The 22,348-nt window shown below is 54.9% G+C and carries 21 protein-coding genes, 1 pseudogene and 1 riboswitch; of the genes and pseudogenes, 1 reads left to right on the top strand and 21 read right to left on the bottom strand.

What is annotated here, in order from left to right:
- Positions 1-137: 137 nt before the first annotated feature.
- The 18 genes and pseudogenes from O9H32_RS30230 to O9H32_RS30315 form a co-directional block, all read right to left on the bottom strand.
- Positions 138-1,289: a peptidylprolyl isomerase gene (locus O9H32_RS30230; protein WP_269869820.1), complete on the bottom strand. Its 1,152-nt coding sequence runs from the start codon at positions 1,287-1,289 to the stop codon at positions 138-140.
- Positions 1,276-4,800, bottom strand: a complete 3,525-nt coding sequence (gene mfd, locus O9H32_RS30235) for a transcription-repair coupling factor (protein ID WP_269869821.1) — start codon at positions 4,798-4,800, stop codon at positions 1,276-1,278. Before mfd ends, O9H32_RS30230 begins: the two co-directional genes overlap by 14 nt.
- A 163-nt stretch (positions 4,801-4,963) precedes the next feature.
- Positions 4,964-5,194: an anti-sigma-F factor Fin family protein gene (locus O9H32_RS30240; RefSeq protein ID WP_269869822.1), complete on the bottom strand. Its 231-nt coding sequence runs from the start codon at positions 5,192-5,194 to the stop codon at positions 4,964-4,966.
- A gap of 104 nt (positions 5,195-5,298) precedes the next feature.
- Positions 5,299-5,859, bottom strand: coding sequence for an aminoacyl-tRNA hydrolase (gene pth, locus O9H32_RS30245; protein WP_269869823.1), 561 nt, complete (start codon positions 5,857-5,859; stop codon positions 5,299-5,301).
- A 250-nt stretch (positions 5,860-6,109) separates the two neighbouring features.
- Positions 6,110-6,760, bottom strand: a complete 651-nt coding sequence (locus O9H32_RS30250; protein WP_269869824.1) for a 50S ribosomal protein L25 — start codon at positions 6,758-6,760, stop codon at positions 6,110-6,112.
- Positions 6,761-6,873: 113 nt separating this feature from the next.
- Positions 6,874-8,277, bottom strand: coding sequence for a bifunctional UDP-N-acetylglucosamine diphosphorylase/glucosamine-1-phosphate N-acetyltransferase GlmU (glmU, locus tag O9H32_RS30255; protein WP_269869825.1), 1,404 nt, complete (start codon positions 8,275-8,277; stop codon positions 6,874-6,876).
- Between the two features lie 205 nt (positions 8,278-8,482).
- Positions 8,483-8,770: a septation regulator SpoVG gene (spoVG, locus tag O9H32_RS30260; RefSeq protein WP_014653027.1), complete on the bottom strand. Its 288-nt coding sequence runs from the start codon at positions 8,768-8,770 to the stop codon at positions 8,483-8,485.
- Between the two features lie 125 nt (positions 8,771-8,895).
- Entirely contained in the window at positions 8,896-9,285 is a 390-nt protein-coding gene (locus O9H32_RS30265; protein ID WP_269869826.1) for a RidA family protein, read from the bottom strand.
- Between the two features lies 1 nt (position 9,286).
- Positions 9,287-10,126: a pur operon repressor gene (purR, locus tag O9H32_RS30270; RefSeq protein ID WP_269869827.1), complete on the bottom strand. Its 840-nt coding sequence runs from the start codon at positions 10,124-10,126 to the stop codon at positions 9,287-9,289.
- Positions 10,127-10,268: 142 nt separating this feature from the next.
- Entirely contained in the window at positions 10,269-11,123 is an 855-nt protein-coding gene (gene ispE, locus O9H32_RS30275; RefSeq protein ID WP_269869844.1) for a 4-(cytidine 5'-diphospho)-2-C-methyl-D-erythritol kinase, read from the bottom strand.
- A gap of 340 nt (positions 11,124-11,463) precedes the next feature.
- Positions 11,464-11,640 (bottom strand): annotated as a pseudogene (locus O9H32_RS30280) (small, acid-soluble spore protein, alpha/beta type); the annotation flags it as partial.
- Positions 11,641-11,898: 258 nt separating this feature from the next.
- Positions 11,899-12,171, bottom strand: a complete 273-nt coding sequence (veg, locus tag O9H32_RS30285) for a biofilm formation stimulator Veg (RefSeq protein ID WP_013921246.1) — start codon at positions 12,169-12,171, stop codon at positions 11,899-11,901.
- A 195-nt stretch (positions 12,172-12,366) separates the two neighbouring features.
- Positions 12,367-13,245: a sporulation peptidase YabG gene (yabG, locus tag O9H32_RS30290; protein ID WP_269869828.1), complete on the bottom strand. Its 879-nt coding sequence runs from the start codon at positions 13,243-13,245 to the stop codon at positions 12,367-12,369.
- Between the two features lie 110 nt (positions 13,246-13,355).
- Complete coding sequence (gene rsmA, locus O9H32_RS30295; RefSeq protein WP_269869829.1) at positions 13,356-14,273, bottom strand: 16S rRNA (adenine(1518)-N(6)/adenine(1519)-N(6))-dimethyltransferase RsmA; 918 nt, start codon at positions 14,271-14,273, stop codon at positions 13,356-13,358.
- The gene (rnmV, locus tag O9H32_RS30300; protein ID WP_269869830.1) at positions 14,266-14,823 is read right to left on the bottom strand and encodes a ribonuclease M5; all 558 of its coding nucleotides are present in this window, start codon (positions 14,821-14,823) and stop codon (positions 14,266-14,268) included. Before rnmV ends, rsmA begins: the two co-directional genes overlap by 8 nt.
- A 100-nt stretch (positions 14,824-14,923) precedes the next feature.
- Positions 14,924-16,063 (bottom strand): 3D domain-containing protein, encoded by a 1,140-nt coding sequence (locus O9H32_RS30305; RefSeq protein WP_269869831.1) that lies wholly within the window; start codon positions 16,061-16,063, stop codon positions 14,924-14,926.
- Positions 16,064-16,428: 365 nt separating this feature from the next.
- A riboswitch (cyclic di-AMP (ydaO/yuaA leader) is annotated at positions 16,429-16,649 on the bottom strand.
- Between the two features lie 224 nt (positions 16,650-16,873).
- Positions 16,874-17,641: a TatD family hydrolase gene (locus O9H32_RS30310; RefSeq protein WP_269869832.1), complete on the bottom strand. Its 768-nt coding sequence runs from the start codon at positions 17,639-17,641 to the stop codon at positions 16,874-16,876.
- 66 nt (positions 17,642-17,707) lie between these two features.
- A complete protein-coding gene (locus O9H32_RS30315; protein WP_269869833.1) occupies positions 17,708-18,991 on the bottom strand; it encodes an HD domain-containing protein in 1,284 nt (427 codons plus the stop codon).
- Positions 18,992-19,388: 397 nt separating this feature from the next.
- Between O9H32_RS30315 and O9H32_RS30320 the strand changes: the two genes are divergently transcribed.
- Positions 19,389-19,643 carry an AbrB/MazE/SpoVT family DNA-binding domain-containing protein gene (locus O9H32_RS30320; RefSeq protein ID WP_010501678.1) on the top strand — a complete coding sequence of 85 codons (255 nt, stop codon included), beginning with the start codon at positions 19,389-19,391 and terminating at the stop codon, positions 19,641-19,643.
- Positions 19,644-20,158: 515 nt separating this feature from the next.
- Here O9H32_RS30320 and rsmI read toward each other — a convergent pair.
- The 3 genes from rsmI to yabA all read right to left on the bottom strand — a co-directional run bounded on the left by rsmI (position 20,159) and on the right by yabA (position 22,324).
- Positions 20,159-21,040, bottom strand: a complete 882-nt coding sequence (rsmI, locus tag O9H32_RS30325; RefSeq protein ID WP_269869834.1) for a 16S rRNA (cytidine(1402)-2'-O)-methyltransferase — start codon at positions 21,038-21,040, stop codon at positions 20,159-20,161.
- A 42-nt stretch (positions 21,041-21,082) separates the two neighbouring features.
- Positions 21,083-21,850, bottom strand: coding sequence for a tRNA1(Val) (adenine(37)-N6)-methyltransferase (locus O9H32_RS30330; protein WP_269869845.1), 768 nt, complete (start codon positions 21,848-21,850; stop codon positions 21,083-21,085).
- A 111-nt stretch (positions 21,851-21,961) separates the two neighbouring features.
- Positions 21,962-22,324, bottom strand: coding sequence for a DNA replication initiation control protein YabA (yabA, locus tag O9H32_RS30335; protein WP_269869846.1), 363 nt, complete (start codon positions 22,322-22,324; stop codon positions 21,962-21,964).
- Between the last annotated feature and the right edge of the window lie 24 nt (positions 22,325-22,348).

Below are 22,348 nucleotides of genomic sequence, written 5' to 3' on the forward strand. Positions count from 1 at the left end.
CAGAGGCTTATGCATCTGCTGCTGCTGGAGGCCCCGGGCCGCCAGACACGCTATGTACCCTGGAAAGCCGCTGTTTACATTATGTCCAAAAATAAGAAAACAAAACAGGACCCCCTTGAAGGGGACCCTGGTAATTGTTACTTTGTGCCTTCGGTTTTCGGCGCGTCCGCCGCAGGTGCATCCGTCTTCGGCGCATCTGCTGCAGGGGCATCGGTCTTTGGTGCTTCCGTTGCAGGCGCTGGCGTCGCCGGCTTTTCTTCCGGTTTCGGCAGCGTATTCGTCTCGATGAGCGTAGGCAGTTCTTTCTCCACGAATTCGTAGACTTTCGCTTCCGCCGCGGAGGATTTCAGCTGCGGTTTCACTTCATCGAAGGTCTTCGAAGCACGGGAGTCCACTTTCATGACGTGGTAACCGTATTCCGTCTCTACAGGATCGCTGATCTTGCCGATCGGCAGTTCTACAGCGGCCTTCTTGAACTCGGGCACCCACTGGGACACGGAAGCATTCTCGTACTTGCCTCCCTGTTCCTTAGAACCCGGGTCATCGGAGTATTCCTTAGCCAGCGCTGCAAAATCCCCGCCGGCATCCAGCTTGCCTTTCACTTCCTGGGCACGCTTCAAAGCATCTTCCTTCGTGCGGTCTTTCTGTGTAGCCGTATCCTTCAGCCCGACCAGGATGTGGCTGACCGTAGCGGTCGTATAGGCAGCCGCATCGGTTTGGAGACTAGTGTCATAAGCGGTCTTCAGGTCCGCTTCGGACACCTTATTCTCTTCGGACACGATAGCCGTGATGCTGCGGCTTACAAAGTCTTCAAGCTCTTTTTCGGTCACATTGGCTGTCTTCAGCTGCTGTTCGAGGCCGCCTTCTTGTGCGCCGAGGAACGCCTTGATCTGTTCCATCTGCGTTTTCGTCTGCGCCGCCGCGTCCGTCTTCGCCTTCTCATCGGCACGGGAGGACAGAATTTTGAAGGTGACGAGCTGCTTCATCATGTCCTGCTGGAAAGCGGGATCGGCTTTGAACTGCTCGTACTGCTTGTTGAAGAACATATTGATGCCGATGAATTTGTCGAACTCTTCCCGTGTGACCTTCCCGCCGTCCTTATATGTCACAAGGACATCCGAAGGATTCCCGGTCGAAGCTGCGGGCGTTTCGGTTCCTGCAGGGGCTGGCGCCGGTGCCGCCTCTTCGTCTTTCTTCTTGCCACAGCCCACAGATAACCCGGCTACCAGCACCAGAGCCATCAGAGCCACCATTCCTTGACGCAGAGGCTTTTTCTTATTTTGCCACATCTTGCAGTTCTCCCTTCGATTTGAGCGCGCGCTTGTACTGTACCAGGAACTTCTCGAGGGTTTCGATGGATTGTTCCGGCGTTAAACCTTTGCCCTTCAGTTCAATGACGATTTGCGGTCCGCCGATCAGCTTCACCCGGTTCTCGAACTCGCCCGACAAGGCGAACAGCTTCTGCCCGTCGAGATTGGCGTTCTGTTCGGGATGGATCTTCAGCTCGTAATCCAGCCCCTTTTGCGAAATGGTCTCGATTGCATACTGTGCCCCATATACCTTCAGCCGGGCCGCGAGCAGCAGATTGTGCACCGCTTCCGGCAGGTCGCCGAACCGGTCGACGAGCTCATCGTGCAGTTCCGCCGCTTCCTCCAGCGACTGGACTGCCGCCACCTTCTTGTAGATCTCGATCTTCTGTACACTGTCGTAGATGTAATCGCCGGGGATGTAAGCATCGAGCTGGATATCGAGCTGCGTCGACCATGCCTTCGCCTCCGGCACCGCCTCGCCGCCCATCTCCTTCTTGCGCTTGCTGATTTCTTCGCCCAGCATTTGCGAGTACAAGTCGAATCCGACGGACGCAATGAAACCGCTCTGCTCGGCCCCGAGCAGATTGCCGGCCCCGCGGATGGACAAGTCTCTCATGGCAATTTTAAACCCTGATCCAAGTTCTGTAAACTCTTTGATCGCCTGCAGGCGTTTCTCGGCGACTTCCGTCAGCACCTTATCCCGCTGATACGTGAAGTAGGCGTACGCGATCCGGTTGGAACGCCCCACCCTTCCCCGCAGCTGATACAGCTGGGAGAGCCCCATCTTGTCGGCATCGTGGACCACCAGTGTGTTGACGTTCGGAATATCCACCCCAGTCTCGATAATGCTCGTCGATACCAGGACATCGAACTCCCCGTCGAGGAAGTCGAGAATCGTCTTCTCCAGCTCCTGTTCGGACATCTGTCCGTGGGCCACTGTGACCCGGGCTTCCGGCACCAGCGCTGAGATCTGCTCGGCCATCTGGGTAATGCCCTGCACCCGGTTGTACAAGTAGTATACCTGTCCCTCGCGGGCGAGTTCCCGCTCGATGGCTTCGCGCACCAGATTCGTGCTGTATTCGACGACGTACGTCTGCACAGGGAAGCGGTTCTCCGGCGGCGTCTCGATGACCGAGAGATCACGCACGCCGAGCATCGACATGTGCAGCGTTCTCGGGATCGGCGTCGCCGTTAGCGTCAGGACGTCGACATTCGTCTTGAGGCGCTTCAGCTTCTCCTTATGGGATACCCCAAAACGCTGTTCCTCATCGACGATGAGCAGACCGAGATCTTTAAACTGCACATCCTTCGAGAGCAGGCGGTGGGTACCGATCACAACGTCGACCGTACCAGCCTTGACGCCCTTCATTGTATCCGTCTGCTCCTTCTTGGAACGGAAGCGGCTCAGCACCTGGATATTGAACGGATACCCCGAGAAGCGCTCGCGGAATGTCTCGTAGTGCTGCTGCGCCAGGATCGTCGTCGGCACGAGCACAGCCACTTGCTTCCCGTCTATGGCAGCTTTGAAGGCGGCACGGATCGCCACTTCCGTCTTGCCGTAGCCTACGTCGCCGCAGAGCAGACGGTCCATCGGACGCGGCTTCTCCATGTCCGTCTTGATCTCCTCGATTGCGCGGAGCTGGTCCGTGGTCTCCTCGTAAGGGAACATGCCCTCGAATTCCTGCTGGTAATTGCTGTCGTTGTTGAAGGCATAGCCGACCGTAGCCTGCCGCTCCGCATAGAGCTTAATGAGGTCGTCCGCGATATCCTGCACGGAGGCCCGCGCTTTGCTCTTGACGCGGTTCCAATCGGTACCGCCAAGCTTATAGACTTTGGGTTCCTTGCCTTCTTCTGCGCCGACATACTTTTGAACCTGATCAATCTGATCGATCGGCACCGACAGCTTGTCACCGCCAGCGTACATAATGTGCAGATAATCTTTATGAATGCCGCCTACTTCAAGCGTGCCGATGCCGACGAACTTCCCGATCCCGTGGTTGACGTGAACGACATAGTCGCCCACCTTCAGTTCCTGGTAGTTCTTGATCCGCTCGGCATTCTCAATCTTCTTGTCTACCTTGCGCGCTTTGCGCTGCTTCTGCGTGAACATCTCGCCTTCGGTGATGACCACCAGATGAATCCCCGGCAGCTCGAAGCCCGTCTGCAGCGTACCGCTTACAATCTGCGGAGCTTCGATATCGTAGTCGGCCAGCACCCGTTTCATCCGCTCTACCCGCTCGTCGCCGCTGGCCAGCATGATGACATTCGCATTCGCCTTTTTCCACCGCTCCATCTCGCTCTTGAGCAGATTCATCTGACCGTGGAAGCTCTGCATGACGCGGGACATGAAAGTCACGATGTTCTGCGGCGCCGTCTGCGGCACTTGCCGCAGGAACAGGGACATATATACCGTAGGATAAGGCCTTTTGTGCAGCAGCGTTTCGTAAGGCTTCGAGAGAACGAGCGCCGGCAGGCTCTTGCCGTCCTGCAGCGAATTCGTCATCCACTCGGCCTCGTCTTTCTCCAGCTGCTTCGCCGTCTCGAGGAGACGGGCCGGTTCGTCCACGATCAGGATCGTATCCTCCGGCATATAATCCAGGAGCGTCTGCCGTCCGGGGAACAAGATCGACACGTACTTGAACATGGCCTGGAACGCATGCCCTTCGCGCAGCAGCTCGATCTCATGCCCGATGCCCTCGAGCAGCTTATCTTTGGCCGACCGGTCGCTCATCTTATCGATCTGCTCCTGCAGCAGTTCGTGAACGTGCTGGGCGGCGCTTTGTAACCGTTTTCGGTCCACAATGATTTCACGGCACGGCGGAATCGCCAAGGATTGAACCTTATCGATCGACCGCTGGTCGCTTACATCGAACGAACGGATCGAGTCCACATCTACGTCGAAGAGTTCGATACGGTACGGATGCGGCGATGTCAGCGGGAACAAGTCGAGAATCCCTCCGCGCACACTCAGCTCGCCTTTGCGCTCTACACGCTCTACCCGCTCGTAGCCGAGTTCCACCAGCCGCAGCACCAGCGCATCCAGCTCGACCGTTTCGCCGACGCTCACCGTCAGCTGGGCGGAGGCGATCGATGCGTGGTCCGGCAGCAGCCGGCGCATCCCCGCGTAGGGAACGACGACCAGCCCCCGGAACCCGGCTGCCAGCCTCGACAGCGCATCGATCCGCTGGGCAAGCATCTCAGGGCTTGCAATCGCGGCCTCGGCGGCCAGCAGCTCCTGGGCCGGGAACAGCATCACCTTCTCCGGCGGCAGCAGCTCCGCCAGGTCCTCGAACATCTTTTGTGCGGCAAACATATTATGCGTCACGACAAATAAAGGCTGCTGCAGCTCCTCAAAAAGCGAAGCCAGCATCACCTGACGCGATGAGCCGGTCAAGCCGGCGATTAACTGCTCTTTCATCCCCGATCGAATACCGGATATGACGCTCTTAAAGTCGTTATCCTCGGAGAAAGCCTGAATCAAAGCCTGCAAAACAGGACACCCCTCTCAACCACATCCAAAAGGTTCATCCGGTCGCTGCTCCCCGCAGTACCTCCGGGCAGCGCGCCGATTCCCCAATCACTAAAAAGGCCTAAGCGTATAACGCTTTAGGCCGGTCCTTCTACCGTAAAGCCGGATAGCCGGTAACAACCTCTTATTGCAGAGGATTCGCTATGAGCGACAGCTCCGGGTTGGCTTCCAGCGCTTCCTTGCAGTAATCGCATACTACCTTGACGGAAACATCCCCATTCGGGTTATACGATATTATATCTCTCCGCTCTTCGGGGGTCAAGAAATGGAAGCCGAGCTGGTATTCGCTCACGCCCCCTTGTTCAATCTCTCCGATCAGTGTCTGGCAGTGACGGCAGGTATACTTTACGGCCATGGATTGTTCCTCCTCCGTACTCCGGCAGACCGGAGCGCACTTTTCCATAGTATGGCCAGCTTGGGAGGAATTCATGCCGGATACCGGTCCTAGCAGGAAAACACCTATGCGTTGAAGATCGCCATCGTCTTCTCGAACGGATGCTGCAGCATATGCTCCATCGCCTCGGCGGTACGGTCCAGCACAGCCGGAAGATCCGGTACTTCTTCCTTTCCGAAGGGGCTCAGCACATAGTCTGCGATATTGCGCCCCGGCAGCGGCCTGGAGACGCCCATGCGGATCCGCTGGAAGGACTGGGTTCCGAGATGCTGGATCGTCGATTTGATCCCGTTATGCCCGCCGGGGCTGCCTTGGTAGCGGAGCCGGATCGAACCGAAGGGTGTATCCATGTCATCATAGACCACCACAAGATCCTCCAGAGGCGCTTTATAGAAATCCATGAACGCCCGCATGGACTCCCCGGACAGGTTCATGAACGTCTGCGGCTTAAGCAGATACACCTTCTGCCCCGCCACATGCCCTTCTCCGAGCAGCCCTTTGCATTTGTTCTGCGAGATCTGGATGCCGTGCTTGTCCGCGAACCGGTCAAGCGCCATGAACCCGATATTATGACGGGTCGTTTCATACTGCCGCCCCGGATTACCGAGGCCTACAAACCACTTCAACGCCAACTTCTCCCTTCACCTGCTCATGGTGCCTTTTTCCACTGGATTTATCATACTCCAAAAAACGTCCAGCGCCAACAGAGCCGAAGAAATTCCCGCCTAAAGACTTAGCTCTTCCGCTCTTTCCCCATAAACCGATCTTTTTCGAAGGGTTGCCGCCCGCGTCCCTAGCCTGCCTCTTACACGGCCATGAAGCAAAAAGCGCACCGGCTCAAGACCGGTACGCCCTCTATTCCACGAAACCCGCCTCTTAAGCGTTCTGTTCCGCCTTCTCTTCCTCCGCCTCTGCAGCAGGCTGCTCCTGTGACGCTTCGGCCACGGCTTCCTCGGCTTCCACCGTTTCTTCCGCTTCCTTCTGCGGCGTGAGGATCGTTGCGATCACATCGTTCTCGTCGGTCTTCAGTTCGATGCCTTCCGGCAGCTGAAGCTCGGAGACGACTTTGTTCTCGCCGACGTTCAGCGCGCTGATATCGATCTCGAGGCTGGCCGGAATATCACGCGGCAGGCAGCGGATCTCAATCTCATGGCGCTGAATCTGCAGGATGCCGCCTTCGCTGACACCTTGGGGCTCCCCGGTAAACTCGATGCGTACCGTCGTAGTGACCGGCTCATCCATATTGATTTGATGAAAATCAACATGCAGCACCTTACGGCTCAGTTGGTCGCGCTGAATTTCGTTAATCATGACCGGCTGTTTGCCGAACTGGGGCAGCTCCATGTCGATGATGGCATGCGGATTGGTTTTGAGCAGGGCAATCAGCTCTTTTTGGTCAATGGCAATGGAGGTCTGGGTCACCTTTTTTCCGTATACGACACCGGGAACCTTCCCCTGCGCACGCAGTTGGTTGCGCTCCCCCTTGGTGCTGATCGTGCGAGCTTCCGCTTTCAACGTTGTTGGCATAGAAAAACCTCCTTCATTTGGGTAAAACAAGCTTCCTCTATTTTACCCATATGAAGGAGGTTCAAATCATCGCCCGGCCAAAAGGGTGCTGTCTGCCGGGTGGAGGGAATGCGCTACTCCGTTTTTTTCGACTGCGCCTTCTTCGCCGCGAACCGCGCGCGCAGCTTATCGGCATACCCCGGCTTATTGACCTGCCGCTCCCGGGCAATCGCCAGGTCGCCTGCTTCGACGTTCGTCGTGATCGTCGAGCCCGCCACCACATAGGCGCCTTTGCCGATCTTCACCGGTGCGATCAGGTTGACGTTGCTGCCGACGAACGCATCTTCCTCCACTTCGGTCAGCTGCTTGTTGAAGCCGTCGTAGTTGACCGTAATGGCACCGCAGCCGAAGTTCACGTTACGTCCGATCACCGCGTCACCGATGTAGCTCAGGTGGGACACCTTCACATCGTTAGCCAGCTTCGCGTTCTTGATCTCGACGAAGTCGCCGATCTTCACATTCTCGCCAAGCTCCGCGCCTGGACGCAGATACGCGAACGGTCCGATTGTCGTGCCGGCACCGACTACCGCTTCCAGCAGCACGGAATGCTTGATCTCCACGCCGCCGGCAATCGTGCTGTCCTGGATGTCGGCCTGCGGCCCGAGGATACAGTCTTCCCCGATCGTCGTGCGGCCGCGGATGACCGTGCCCGGCAGAATGACCGTATCTGCCCCGATCGTGACGTCGGCTTCGATATACGTGCTGGACGCATCGATGAAGGTTACGCCGTTCAGCATATGCGCCCGGTTGATTCGCTCGCGCATCGCCGTTTCGGCGACTGAGAGAGCCAGCCGGTCATTGACGCCGATGGATTCCACCGCGTCCTTCATCGCATAGCCTTCCACGATCTCGCCCGCTCCCGCCAGAATACCGATGACGTCCGTCAAGTAGTATTCGCCCTGGACGTTCTCGTTCTTCACGGCGGACAGCGCTTCGAACAGCTTGCGGTTGTCGAAGCAGTACGTACCCGTGTTCACTTCCTGCACGAGACGCTGCGCTTCGCTGCAGTCCTTCTCTTCGACGATGCCGGAGACTAGGCCTCGTTCGTCGCGCAGAATGCGCCCGTAGCCCTTAGGCTCATCGACGACGGCCGTTAAGATCGTAGCGGCCGCCCCCTTCTCCCCGTGCAGCCGGATCATGCTCTGCAGCGTCTCTTCGGAGATCAGCGGCGTGTCACCGCAGATGACGACCGTCGTGCCTTCTTCCGCCCCGAGCAGGTCCCGCGCCTGCAGCACGGCGTGCCCCGTCCCGAGCTGCTGCGCCTGCAGCGCATACTCCGCACGGTCCCCGAGGTAGCCCTTCACCGCTTCCGCGCCGTGGCCCACAATAACGACTGTACGGCGGGTATCCAGTTTCTCCAGCACCGATACGACGTGTCCGACCATCGGTTTGCCGCATACGGGATGGAGCACCTTATACAGCTTCGATTTCATCCGTTTTCCCTGCCCTGCCGCGAGCACGATACCCATGATGTTCAACTCTCGTCCAACCCCTTACTCCCCTATTATCGTTTCCCTTAAGTGATGCGTACCAGAGCATTGCAGCTTTCCCGGCCCTTTTACGCCAAATCAAATAAGTCCTGCGGCAGCAAACGGCTGGACCCGCAGGACCCTCATAACTTCAATATAGCTTACTTCCCTGTAAAAGAAAAGAGAGCCGATTGGCTCTCTCCGGTATCCGAAATTAGGCACCTTCTTCTACGATTACTTCTTCTTCCGTAGCGGCACGTTCATACTCCGCTAATACCGCTGCTTGGATCTTCTCGCGAGTAGAAGAGGAAATCGGATGAGCGATATCTCTGAATTCGCCGTCCGGCGTACGCTTGCTAGGCATTGCCACAAACATGCCGTTGTTACCGTCAATCACACGAATGTCATGGACTACAAATTCGTTATCGATGGTAATGGAAGCAATGGCTTTCATTCTGCCCTCGGAGTTTACCCGACGAAGTCTGACGTCAGTAATTTGCATCTCTAGTTCACCACCTTTTTCCATCATCTTGGGGACTTAGGCTATAAATTCCACATTTTAGGTCAAATTCCTTCTTATCTTTTGAAATTTTTCCGGTATTTAATATTTATTTAAGGTTTTCGCCGTCATTCGACATGTAACGCCGCGATAAGCTCGATTTCGACAAAAACATCCTTCGGCAAACGGGCTACTTCAACCGTCGAACGGGCTGGTTTATGGTCACCGAAGTAAGAAGCATAGATGGCGTTGATCGCAGCGAACTGATTCATGTCCTTGATGAAAACGGTTGCCTTCACCACCTGCGAAAAATCCGTGCCTGCTGCCTCCAGGACGGCCTGCAGATTGCGGAACACCTGATGGGTTTGCTCCTCTACGCCGCCTTCCACCACTTGACCGTCCAATCCCAGCGGGATCTGGCCCGATGTGAACAGCAGGCTGCCCAAGCGCACGGCTTGCGAATACGGCCCGATGGCGGCAGGCGCCCCTTCCGTTGCAATCGTCTGAAGCTTCGTCATCTTACTCCTCCTCCGAATCACTGTCATAGAAATAATTCCCCGGTTCGGCTGTGATCGCACGGGTTTTGGGGTCCACGGCGGACAGCTTGGCCAGCGATATGTAATCTTCCACGAGATGCTCTTCCACTTCGCCCGATTCGACGAAGACACCTACGCCTTTTACAGTTGCCTTGAACTCCTGCAGCAGATCCATCATGCCGTGGATCGTACCGCCCACACGCATGAAGTCGTCGATGATAAGCACATTCGACTCTTCCTTCAACGCCCGGCGCGATAGAGACATCGTCTGGATCCGTTTATTGGATCCCGATACATAGTTGATGCTTACGGCAGAGCCCTCTGTCACCTTGTTGTCTCGGCGTACGATAACGACTGGAAGGTTCAAGTAGGTCGCCGTCGCATAAGCGAGCGGAATCCCTTTGGTTTCGACCGTCATTACCACGTCGATGTCCTTGCCTGCAAAGACGGAAGCGAACATCTTGCCGACTTCGTTCAGAATCATGGGCTGGCCCATAATGTCTGACATGTATAAATAACCTCCGGGCAAAATCCGCTCCGGCTGCTCAAGCTGCCGGCAGATCCCGCTGATAAATTGCAGCGAGTGCGATTTTGACACCCGGGGTATGAACTTTACTCCGCCCGCTGCGCCAGCGAGGGTCTGCAAATCCCCAAGGCCCTCTTCTTCAAACACTTCTTTGATGATCGCCAAGTCTTCGCTAATGGACGATTTGGCCGAGTTATACCGGTCGGCAAAGGTGGTCAAAGGAATCAGGGTATGGGGGCGAATCAGCAAGTATTGGGTCATCTCCACCAATCTTGCGCTACGTTTCAACTTTTTCATCGGCGCACCCCCTCTACACGACGGATCCTCATCTTTTGAAAAATCCGAATAATATAATGAAAATATAACATTTTTATACGTATTTGTTCAAGTAAGTTCATGAAAATTTTCATGACATCGATCTCACATAACCATGGACCTTTTACGTCAGCAGGCGAACCGCATACACATCCTTGCAGAAGCCCCGCAGCCCGTTGTAAATCCTGGCCACCTTGGACTCTTTGGATACGAGACCAAATACCGTCGGCCCGCTGCCTGACATGAGCACCCCATCGGCACCAAGGCGTATCATCACTTCCTTGAGCTGCCGCACCTCGGGATACAGATCCAGGGTCACTTCTTCGAGCACATTGCCGAGACTGCCGCACAGCGCATCGAACCGCTTCGTTCGGATGGCGTCAAGTACGGATGCCGTCGACGGATGGCTGCGGATCTTGGAAGCATTGAGCTTGCCATAGATCTCAGATGTCGACACATTGATCGGCGGCTTGGCCAGCACGACCCAGCACTGGGGCGGCGCCTCGATATGCTCGAGCTTCTCTCCCCGTCCCCGGGCTACAGCTGTCCCCCCGGTTACGCAGAAGGGCACGTCCGAGCCCAGCTCGGCTCCGAGCCGCTGCAGCTCCTGCGGCGCTATACCCAGCTTCCACAGCCGGTTTAGTCCTCGGAGCGTGGCTGCCGCATCGCTGCTTCCTCCCGCCAGGCCGGCGGCTACGGGAATCTTCTTGTCGAGATGGATATAGACTCCCTGCCTTACATCATAGCGGTCCTTGATCAGACGGGCCGCCTGGAAGGCGAGGTTCTTCTCATCCAGCGGAATATATCCGGCCTGTGAAGAGATGATAATCGTATCCCGCGGCAGCTCCTGCATCTCGATGCGGTCCGCCAGATCGACCATGGTCATGACCATCTCTACTTCATGGTAGCCGTCATCCCTTTTATATAACACATCCAGTGACAAATTGATCTTTGCCGGGGCTTTCTCGAATACTTTCATCGTCATGGGGGCACCTTCTTTATCCCTGTCTACATCCGAATTGTCGGCTCTTCAGCCATTCCTACTAATACTATACCAAAAACCCGACAAAAAAAAGCCGAAGCCGCCTGCCTGCAGCTTCAGCCTCCCCGGGCCCTCATTGTCCTTGATAATACGTGTACGCCCCGGGCTGACCCGGCTGCTGCTGTGAGATCATGTAAGGCGGCGGAACGAAGCTCCCCGCTTGCGGCTGCTGGACATACCCTTGCCCCTGCGGCATCATGGCTCTCGGTACAGGCACCTCGGCACGATAGGCCTGGCCCCGTCCCGGACCGTTCTGAATTCCCTGCTGCTGGGCGTACTGTTTCGCAAGAACCTGCTCGGCGATCTGGATCGACCGCTTCACCATGTTGCCGGCATCCTTGGCACGGATCCCTCCCCAGCCTTCCCGCTCTACGGTCTCATAGAATCCCAGATCTTTGGCCAGCTCGTATTTGAACTCTTCGGACATTACGCCTCTGCGGTTTCTGCGCCCCATCTCGCTGCCTCCTCTTGGTGTACGGTAGTAGTGTAGTAGTGGATAGTATGCACCCGCGCCCCAGGGATCATGCGCCCATTCTTGCAACCTTTGACAACCTTATATCGTCCAATATTTTGAAGGCCTCTTTACTGCAACCAAGCTTGTTTCCCTATAGCAGCATCCAATAGTCCATTCGATATACAATTCCATGTTCTGGGGGTTATCCAATATAAAAACGGCCGCCCGCTTCAGCACGGACAGCCGCGTATGTAATTGTTACTGTTCGATCGTAATTCGCACTTCACCGTCGTCGCTATGTACCGTCACTTCAACGGATTCCGTCAATATGTCCGCATAGCTGTAGGAGACCCGCTTGAACGCGTTCTGCTCTTGATCCAGCTTTACAATAAACACGGAAGGGTAGGTTTCCTCCAAGACACCGGATCGTTCGATTGTTTTACGGCGACCGCCATTCGCTCTTAACATAATCTTTTGTCCGACGTGAGGTTCCAAACTGCGTTTGATATCCAACAGCGAATTTTTAGCCATTGACCACTACCACCTCTTTCCTTGATCGATTATAACGCAACTGTAGTAGTATGTCAATTTAAGGCGAATATTATATCAGCCAGCCAAAACGATTGTCAACGGTTATTTTCCCTGAAAAGCCCATATTCCAAGGCTTTTTCCCTACTTTTTTACGCCCAAAAGATTCAAACAAAGAAAAAAAGCACCTTTCGGCGCTTAGTGGGAAGTGATATAAGGCATGCGCGGGACGCCCCGGCGGTAATTCCCCCGGGATTCGATGCCCCCGAGGCCTTCCAGCCCGCTGTGGGTCAATGCGATCACGTCGACAATATTCACGGTCTCCCGGATCGGCGTGTAGGCCACCTTGGCGGCGATACAGAGCGGGTCCAGCGCATGAATGAGCACGCGGCCGGGCGAGGAGGCAAAGTTGGCTCCCGCCTGCAGCAGCGCTTCGAAGTGAGATTGGCAGGCACCGGCAATAATCGTCAGGGCATCGCGGTTTTTCTCGTACTGCCGCGCCACCCGTACAGCATTTACGAAGTTATGCGAATTCTTATACGAACTGAGCTGCGAGATATCTCCGGGCGTCCGTTGCTTCAGGATCCCGTCATGTCCGGTCACGACCACGATGTCGGGATGCACCTGGGGGAGCAGGCGGTACAGGGCGTCCGCCATGTTGGCCTCGGCCACATAGTAGCCTTCCGCCGGCACGCGGAGCTCGCCGTACAGCGCCATGCATTTGCGGAGATAGTTCGGGTCCCCGTCGAGATGCAGTACTTTTCCGGGCAGCTCAAAATAAGCAGTCTTAGCCGCCTGCGCTGCGGCTGGGGATTGGGCGCTCCACGGTGTCCCCGCAGCGGCAGCCATCTGACTCGCTTGGGGCCGTCTCATGGCTTCCATCCACTTGGGTGGCTGGGTGATCGTATATTGGTAAGGGTCGAGCTGCGGCGCCGCATCCAGATCCGGCAGTGGAGCATCGGCAAGCAGCCGCATCTCCACTCCGCGCAATACGGCTAACTGCTGCCTGATCTCTTGAATTTTGAACACAATGTCCCCGCCGTACGATCTGCGGGTGACCAGGTCTCCTTGTCTCATGGCTGCATCGCCTCCTCGTCTATCCTATGGCGGCGATGGGCATTTGGTGCAGGTGAGCAAGGTTCTTCGGGGTCTGAGGCGGCTAACGGAATCCGAAGCCGTCCGTCGATCTATTCTTTCGCCGTCTTCAGATAAGCCTTCAGACGTTTGGACAGCTCTGCGTATTCCTGCATGGATAACGTCTCTCCGCGTCGGGAAGGCTCGATCCCCGCCTCCCGCAGCAGCGGCTCGAGCTCGCTCTTCGTTTCCTTCGAGAAATACTTAGCCCCCAGGTTGTTGTAGATCGTTTTGCGGCGCTGCACGAAGCTGGATTGGACCACATCGAAGAAGAACGCCTCATCTTCCACTTCTACTGCCGGCTGCTGGCGAATCTTGAGCTTGATGACCGCCGAATCGACATTCGGCTGCGGAATGAATACAGTATGCGGAACGATGGCGACGACCTCCGGCTCGCAGTAGTACTGTACGGCAATACTCAGTGAGCCGTATTCTTTGCCTCCCGGCTTCGCCGACATCCGCTCCGCCACTTCCTTCTGGATCATGACGACGATATTCTCCAGGGGCAGCTTCTCCTCGAGCAGCTTCATAATGATCGGTGTCGTCACGTAATAAGGCAGATTCGCCACCACGCTGACGCCGGCACAACCCGTGAAGTGCTCCCGGAACAAGTCGGCGAGGGAGACGCCCAGCACGTCCCCGTGAATGACCGTGGCGTGAGGGTACGGCTCCAGCGTCTCCTTGAGCAGCGGCAGCAGGCGCTGGTCAATCTCCACCGCGACGACCCGGCCCGCCGCCTTGGCGAGCTGCTGGGTCAGCGCACCGATGCCGGGGCCGATCTCCAGCGCACCTTTCGACGGATCGAGCTCCGCGGCGCTTACAATCTTGTTCAGTACATTGGTATCGATGAGAAAGTTTTGGCCCAGGCTTTTCTTGAGCTTGAGTCCGTGCCGTTTGAGCAGATCGTTGGTCCGCTTCGGCGAAGCGATATCTTCAGCCCCTGCGGGCAACGTTACCTGTGGATCATTCATGAGCTTGTCCCTCCAGTTCCTCCAGCTCGCGCCGGGCTTCTTCGAATTCTTCCCGGGATATATGGAACATTCGGCAGCGGTTATAGAACTGCTTGCCGTTGCAATAGCCGATACCGAGACGGTTGCCCATCGCGAGACGGCGTGCCGCCGCCTGCGGGTGCACGATGAGACCGGCCTGCATAAGGTCGTCCATCGTCACCTCGGATGCCGACGCCCCCCCGTCGGTCCGCACCGATGCCAGCGCCTGCCGGATCGCTTCAGGCGATGCGTTCTCCACGCCGATATCCCCCCGGCTCGTTGCCGCTTCCTGCGTCAGGAACGCATGCTTGCAGCCCGGCACTTCCCGGGTAATGATCTTGCGGATCCGCTCGCCTGCATGATCTGGATCCGTGAACACGATCACGCCCCGGCGCTCCTGCGCCAGACGAATGCGCCGGATCGTGTCCTTATTGATGGCGGAGCCACCGGTCTCGATCGTCTCCGCCTCCACCGCCCGCTTGATCGCTACGGTGTCGTCTTTGCCTTCGACTACAATAATTTCTTTAATCATAACCCATCCGGTCCTTCTTTCGCCAGAAAAGAGAAAAAGAAGAGGAATATGCCTCTTCTTTTTCCGTTCTATATAATGAGTCTACCCACATTGCATGCCCTTAATCGGCCGTTGGCTTTTTCGGACCGATGACGTATACCGTGTAACCGCGTTTGGAACCGAAGCGGATTGCATAATCTCTGCTCTCGAAATAAACGTCGATGTGGTTGCCCTTCACCGCGCCGCCGGTGTCTTCCGCCCGCCGGAAACCGAGCCCCTCGATATATACCCACCAGCCTATAGGAATGACTTTGGGATCCACTGCAATGGTGCGACCTTCCGTTACTCTCGTACCCGAAGATGTCAGACCGTATGCCGGATGACTGCTGCTCTTTCCCGTAGACGCAACGCCAGCCGTATAAGCGGTCATTTTGACATTGTTAAGAACCTGCTTATATCCGAATGTTACACCGCTCATGGTGACTTCATCCATATTGGGGGATGTCGAAGACAACACCACAACCGGATTCTTCGTCCCTACGGCAACGATCTTTTGTACACTTTGTGTCTGCACCTGTTGATCTACGACCTGCTCGGATATGAGCTTGCCGTCCTCGAATACTTTCTCTTTCTTCTTCAGCAGGATCCCTTCCTGCCCCTCTTGCACCACTTGTTCCTTACCTTTGAGCAGCTGCGGTTCGTTCTGTTTCACGGTCTCATATGCGATCGGTTCTTTGACTTCTTCGACTTCTTTCTTCACGCGGACCACTTGGATCCCCGTACTGTCTGTGATCTCCGCATCCAGCGCGGGAGTTACCTTGTCTAGTTCGCCCAGCTCCATATGTAGATCCGCCAGTGCGCCCTTCACCGTTTTCCCTGTGGTATAAACGGTTGATGTCTCTCCGTCTGCTGTTACCTGCACCGGTTTCGCCTTCTCAATCGTAATCCGATCTCCGGACTTTACCTTTGCTCCGAGCGAATGCGACATTCGGTCATATTCGCCGACAGCGATGCCTTGCTCATCCAGTATGCGCTGTAGGACGCCCTGCCGGGTCTGGAACGTCTGTTCCACGCCGTCTACAACAAGCGATACGCGTTTGGTCGCCGTACCGTACAACATCAATAAGAACATGAAAGTCATAGCGAATGAAATGAGGGCAATGATCGATATCATACGCAAGTTTTCATGCTTCCATCGCAATGCGAAGGACATGCTGGATGATCGTCTTACATGGGTTTGTTCGTGATTCACAACGCCCACTTGTTCGGTCCTCCTTAAAGCCTCGCCACCCGAGTGTTATGCATGATTTCCATCTGACGCGACTATGGTAAAATTGTTAAACCCAATTACCAACGTTTGCTGTTTCAGCCATCAGAACCGGACTTGCCTGCGGCAGCCCACCTCCTTCAAGGTTTTGATTTGGCTACGAATCCTAGTCTTCTGACAGGGGAACCCCGAATCTTTGGCGTCCATCGGACGAAGACCGTTCTGCTTTTTTGGCGTTGGCGGGAGCCGCTCACGGCGTATCCCTTTTTGACCGCACAAAAAAAGTCAGCGGAGAAGAGGAACCTTCCCGTGACTTTTTCATTTTGGAATAAAATGAAAATGATAGCTCACGACAATGTGTTACCTCTCTCATGACGCTTACGAGGTTAGCTGACGGATTCGGACTTGAGAGCAGCCCTACCTGAGACGCAATGTAGCAGCGCGCGTAATTTATGCGCCTATGTGTAGCATTGCGGCCAAGGATTCACCCCATAAAAACACCCCGGCGCCAGACCTTACTGCCTGACGGCCGCGATGCGGTTCCCCCGTTTCCCTTTCGGAAACTCAGCGATGTTGGAAATTTGGTAATCGTATGAAGTTAATATTGAGTTTACGACGGGAAGCAGGAAGTTGTAAAGTAGCCAAACTTTGAAAAAAAGGACGATTTGGAGCCGATTTTAACTTTTTTGATTCAATCTCCGATCCAAAACCCTATTTCTCTCCTTCGGACGTATCATTACACCATTATTTCTTCGATTATCTCGTTTGTGAATAAAAATAGGCTGTCCGAAGCGGGCTAAAAACCTACTTCAAACCGAAAAGTGCGGATGCATTCCTGCTCGTAACCTCCGCCAATTCTTCCAGTGTGAGCCCCTTGATCTCGGCTGCGGTTTCGGCTACAAGGCGAACATAAGAAGACTCGTTTCGCTTCCCACGGTATGGGTGAGGTGCCAAATAAGGCGCGTCCGTTTCGATCAAGAGCCGGTCCAGCGGAACCTTCTCCAGCACCTCTTTGGGCTGCCTGGCATTCTTGAAGGTCACCGGCCCGCCGAAGGAAATATAGAAATTCATATCTAGGCACATCTTGGCCGTCTCCCAGCTGCCCGAGAAGCAGTGCATGACCCCGCCGACCTCGGAGGCCTTCTCCTCCCGCAGCGTCTGGATCACATCGTGATGCGCGTCGCGGTTGTGGATGACGACCGGCAGGCGGACATTGCGTGCCAGCCGGATCTGTTCCCGGAACACCCGGTCCTGGACATCCTTAGGGGAGGTGTCCCAATGATAGTCGAGGCCGATCTCCCCGATGGCCACCACCTTGGGATGAACGCAGAGCGACTCGATCCACTCCAGATCTTCAGGTGTCATGTCCTTGGCATCCACCGGGTGCCAGCCGACCGTAGAATAAATCCAATCATACTGTTCCGCCAGTGCAATGGAGCTCGGGATGGTCTCCCGGTTGAATCCGACATTGATGATTCGACGAATTCCGCTCGCTCTCGCTCGCTCGATCACTTCCTGTCGATCTTCATCGAACGCCTCCGCGTTCAAATGGGCATGTGTATCTATCAGCACATCGATTCTCCTTCTTCTATTTAAGTATAGTTCCGGTTTGCGGCCAGTTGGCGACCCGGATATGTGTTATAACTGCAGTAAGTGCCGCAGGTCTCCATCCAATTCCGCTCCATGGTTCAAGGCAAATTCGGCCGGGTAATACAGATGGTATTTTCCCATGTGTATCCCGCTGATCGAGCGGACGATCTCCGACTTGCGCGAGATTTCCGTCAGCGTTTCCTTCGGGCCCAGCAGCAGAATCGGCAGCTTCTCGTCCCCGTCACCGGGACGGTATATATCATACGAGAGATCCGAAGGAAAATCGATTTCTATATAATAGGACGGTTCAATCCCGAAGCGCCGCATCTCGCTGCGCAGTTTGTCGAGCAGTTCGGCGTCAATCCGCTCCAATGTGACATATTTGAACAGCCGCCGCTCCAGGAACCGGGAGCAAAGATCGGCGAGGACCGCATCCTCCTCATAGGTCCACTGCATGAGCACGGTCTGCATGAAGGCTTCATCGAGCAAATGGTATTCCTGTACCGTCAGCTTCTGTTCGAAGAGCCCGAGCAGCGGGGGCAGCAGAAAGCGGAACCGGTATTTGTCTTCATAGAGCTGTTTGGCCCTCTGGAAGATCTTGCTCAGTACGATTTCGGCGCTTCGCGTGACCGGATGAAAGTACACCTGCCAGTACATCTGGTACCGGGACATCAAATAATCTTCCACGGCATGCATCCCGCTTTCCTTCACGACAATGTGCCCTTGGTAAGGTCGCATGACACGCAGAATGCGTTCCAGATCGAAGGTGCCGTAGTTCACTCCGGTGAAATAGGCATCACGCAGGAGATAGTCCATACGGTCCGCATCCAACTGGGAGGACACGAGGCTGACGACAATTTCACGGTCATAAGTTTTCGCGATGACATCGGCGACTTTTTGGGGGAAATCGGGGCCTACCTCTCTTAAGACCCGGTTGACTTCCGTATCTCCGAGAACAATCCGGCAAGACCACGCCTCATGATGGGTACCGAATGTTTTTTCTATCGAATGGGAGAAGGGCCCGTGACCTACATCATGGAGCAGCGCGGCACAAAGGCAGAGAAGCCGCTCATGACGGGGCCAATCCTCATATTGATTCCGTTCAAACTGCGAGATGATCTTCCGGGTAACTTCATACACGCCAAGCGAGTGGGAGAACCTGCTGTGCTCCGCCCCATGGAAGGTGAGAAAGCAGGTACCGAGCTGCCGGACACGCCTCAGTCTTTGAAATTCACGGGTATTGATGAGATCCCAGATCGTTTGGTCCTGCACATAAATGTATTTGTGGACGGGGTCCTTAAAAACCTTCTCTTCTTGCAATGGAGCGGCCATATACTTCCTCCTACAGGGTGCGGTATAAAAATTCTCTAATCATTTCGACAGCCACCCACCGAAACGATCACAATATTGTCGAACAGTGTCGTAACTGCCTTATCTTCTCTCTTTAACGTCTTCTTACAGGTCTCTTTACTGGTGAAAAATCAATTCGCCCCCTTGTCTTTTGTAAGGATTAGGAGGAGAAAACCATGATTTTAAAGCAATATTTTTCCTATTAACCCAACATATCGCGAACGATTCTACCAGAATATAACAAGATATTCTTGCATTTTCTAGTTGACTATTTTGGGAATGGTTGGTATCATAAGAATAAAGATTATGTCGAAACATGGCGATTAATTTTCTTCCCGCTGATCCATACTTTTTATACTTCTTGAGAGGGGCTTTTTATATGATGAAATCCACAGGTATCGTGAGAAAAGTTGATGAATTGGGTCGCGTGGTTATTCCTATCGAACTCCGTAGAACTCTGGGCATCGGCGAAAAAGACGCTTTGGAGATTTACGTGGATGGCGAGCGGATCATGCTCAAAAAATACGAGCCTGCATGTATCTTCTGCGGCAACGCTGAAAATGTATCTTATTTTAAAGGGAAAATTGTTTGTCACGAATGTTTGTCCGAAATGCCAATACCTGTGACAAAATAAATAAAATAGGTTATAATGAAATCAGCACTACTTCCATTTGGTAATTCTAACCTTTTTTATATCTCCTCTATTCCCCGATTCTTTGGAGTCGGGGAACTTTTTTTGTCCTTTCGGGAGCAGGCTGCAGTCAATGGTCCTTACCTAGACGCAGGCAGCACAGTGCTGCACCTTTCGAACGGAGATGGAATCACCATGTAAGTCTTACCGCCCACCCCTGCTCCGCTTACTCGCCATCCAACTCCCGCCAAAAGCCCGATAAGAGAACATTTGTTCGTTATGGTCTTATACTTGTACCCTCCCTTATCTTAGCCGGTTCCGTATGTATCTAATCTGTCCGTGTTTCTTGGACCAAGCCTAGGTCTATCTTGAAGCCCCCCTAGTGAACCTTGACTCTTGACTCCATTTACCTTTACCTATTACCCCTGACGTCTACAGGTGTAACGCCCGGCGGTCGTTTCATATACAGAACAACATCTTTCCCGATGTTCTCTCTGAAGAACGGCCTTCTTTAAGGCTTACTCTTGATGGAGCAGATTGTACAGCTCCCTCTTCGGAACCCCTCGGTCTTGAGCGGCACGCCGCAAAGCTTCTTTGTGGTCGAGTCCTTCGGACTCATACCGTGTGACGTGGTCCGCAGGCGAGAGCTCTGACCACCAGGCTGACTCCAGGGCAGCGGTCTCGGCGGCCGAGGCACCGCGTAAGATCAGCACATACTCGCCCTGCGGTGGATGCTCCTCAAGATGGGCCAAGCATTCGCGCAGGGTACCGCGAACCGCTTCCTCATAGCGCTTCGTCAGCTCACGTACAAGGGCCACCTCCCGCTCCTCGCCAAGCACATCGGCCATCGCCCTTAAGGTTTTGGCTACGCGGTGCGGGGACTCATAGCAAATGAACGTGGAGGGGTCACCCTTCAACGACTCAAGCTCCCGTTCGAGCGGCTTGCGGTCGCGCGGCAGGAAGCCTGCGAACAAGAATCGCTCCGTCGGCAGGCCCGACATGATCAGAGCGGACAGTGCCGCGTTGGCACCTGGTATCGGAACTACGTCGATTCCCGCTTCAATGGCGAGCCGGACCAGATCCGCTCCCGGATCGCAGATCGCCGGCAGCCCCGCGTCGCTGACCAGCGCGATCGAGTCACCACCTGCTATCAAGCGGACCAACTCCGGTCCGCTGGCCTGCTTGTTGTGCTCGTGATAAGACACGAGCCTCGTATTGATCTCGAAGTGGGTCAGAAGCTTGCGCGTCTGACGCGTATCCTCCGCAGCGATCCACTGCACTTCCCCGAGAATCCGCACCGCCCGGTAGGTCATATCCTCCAGGTTGCCGATCGGCGTCCCGACCAAGTACAGCTTTCCTTTTCCGCTGCCCGGCTCTCCGTAGCTCTTTTGAATGTTCATGGCTCACCGGTTCCTTCTATTATAATATAGGCAGCTTGCACGCTATCTTGGTCCATCCTTTAGCGTACTCCGCCTGCCGTAATACACTTCCATCAATTCTTCGGTATACGTAGTGCCTTCCTTATATACAATCAGCGGAGGGAGCATCCGTACTTCCGGTTTGCCGTCCCGCATTCCTTCGATCAGCACGATATTGGCCTCGGCCTCGGCTCGGGGATGAACGAAACGGATGCGCTTGGGCTCTATCCGATACTGCCGCATCAGCGTGCAAATGTCAACCAGCCGGCTCGGCCGGTGCACCATGCTGAACTTGCCTCCGCTCCGCAGCAGCCGGGCCCCGGTCCGGATTACATCCTCCAGCGTACAAAGCACCTCGTGTCTTGCGGCTGCCACATGCTCATTGATGTTCTGTTCCCCGTTCGGAACCGGAAGATAGGGCGGGTTCACCGTCACGAGATCAAACTGTCCTCCCGTCAGTTCTTCTCTCGATTCCCTGAGATCTCCCTGCAGCATCGTAATCCGGTCGCCCAGTCCATTGAGCAGGACGTTACGACGGGCCATGCCGGCCAGCCTTTCCTGAATCTCTATTCCCGTAATGTGAGCTTGGGTCCGCGTCGTCAGCAGCAGGGGAATCACCCCGTTGCCGGAGCATAAGTCCGCTACTTTCCCACGCACGGGTACCGAGCAGAAGCGTGCCAGCAGGACGGCATCCAGCGAGAAACTGAACACCTCATCGCTTTGTATGATCCGCAGGTCGTGTGTCAGCAGGTCGTCTATCCTCTCCCGCTCATAGAGAGATACGCCATTCATGATAACCCCGTTCGAAGCTTCGTTCAAAAGTCTGACCTCTTTCCTATCCATTTCGATGAATGACCGATTTCAAAAAAACCGTAGAGAAGTTTCCCTCTCTACGGCCTTTCGTTATTTATTCAAGAATGACATGCAGAACAGGCAGTCGCCTTCCATGCGGAGATGTCCGTAATATACGTTGCAGATATGAAAGCCTTCATGATAAATGCGTGCCAGGTTGTCATAGCCTTCCCCTGTCGGCTCTTTGCCGGGAACCGTTATGCCCGTTCCGGCGCCGGCAGGCTGCAAAATGGGGTGCAGCGGCTCTGCGTCTTTCTTGAGCAATTTTCGCAACTGTCCGTTTTCGATGCTAAGCCGTTTATTCTCTTCAATCAGCTCAATCATCTGCTGTTTGATCTGACCCAGCTCCACATAGAGCGTTCCCATCTGTTCTTCCATCTGATCGATCTGAACAAAGATATCTCGTTTATCCACGCTTTCCATCACCTCAAGCCGCAG

The organism is Paenibacillus caseinilyticus (assembly GCF_027533645.1).
Taxonomy (GTDB): Bacteria; Bacillota; Bacilli; order Paenibacillales; family NBRC-103111; genus Paenibacillus_G; species Paenibacillus_G caseinilyticus.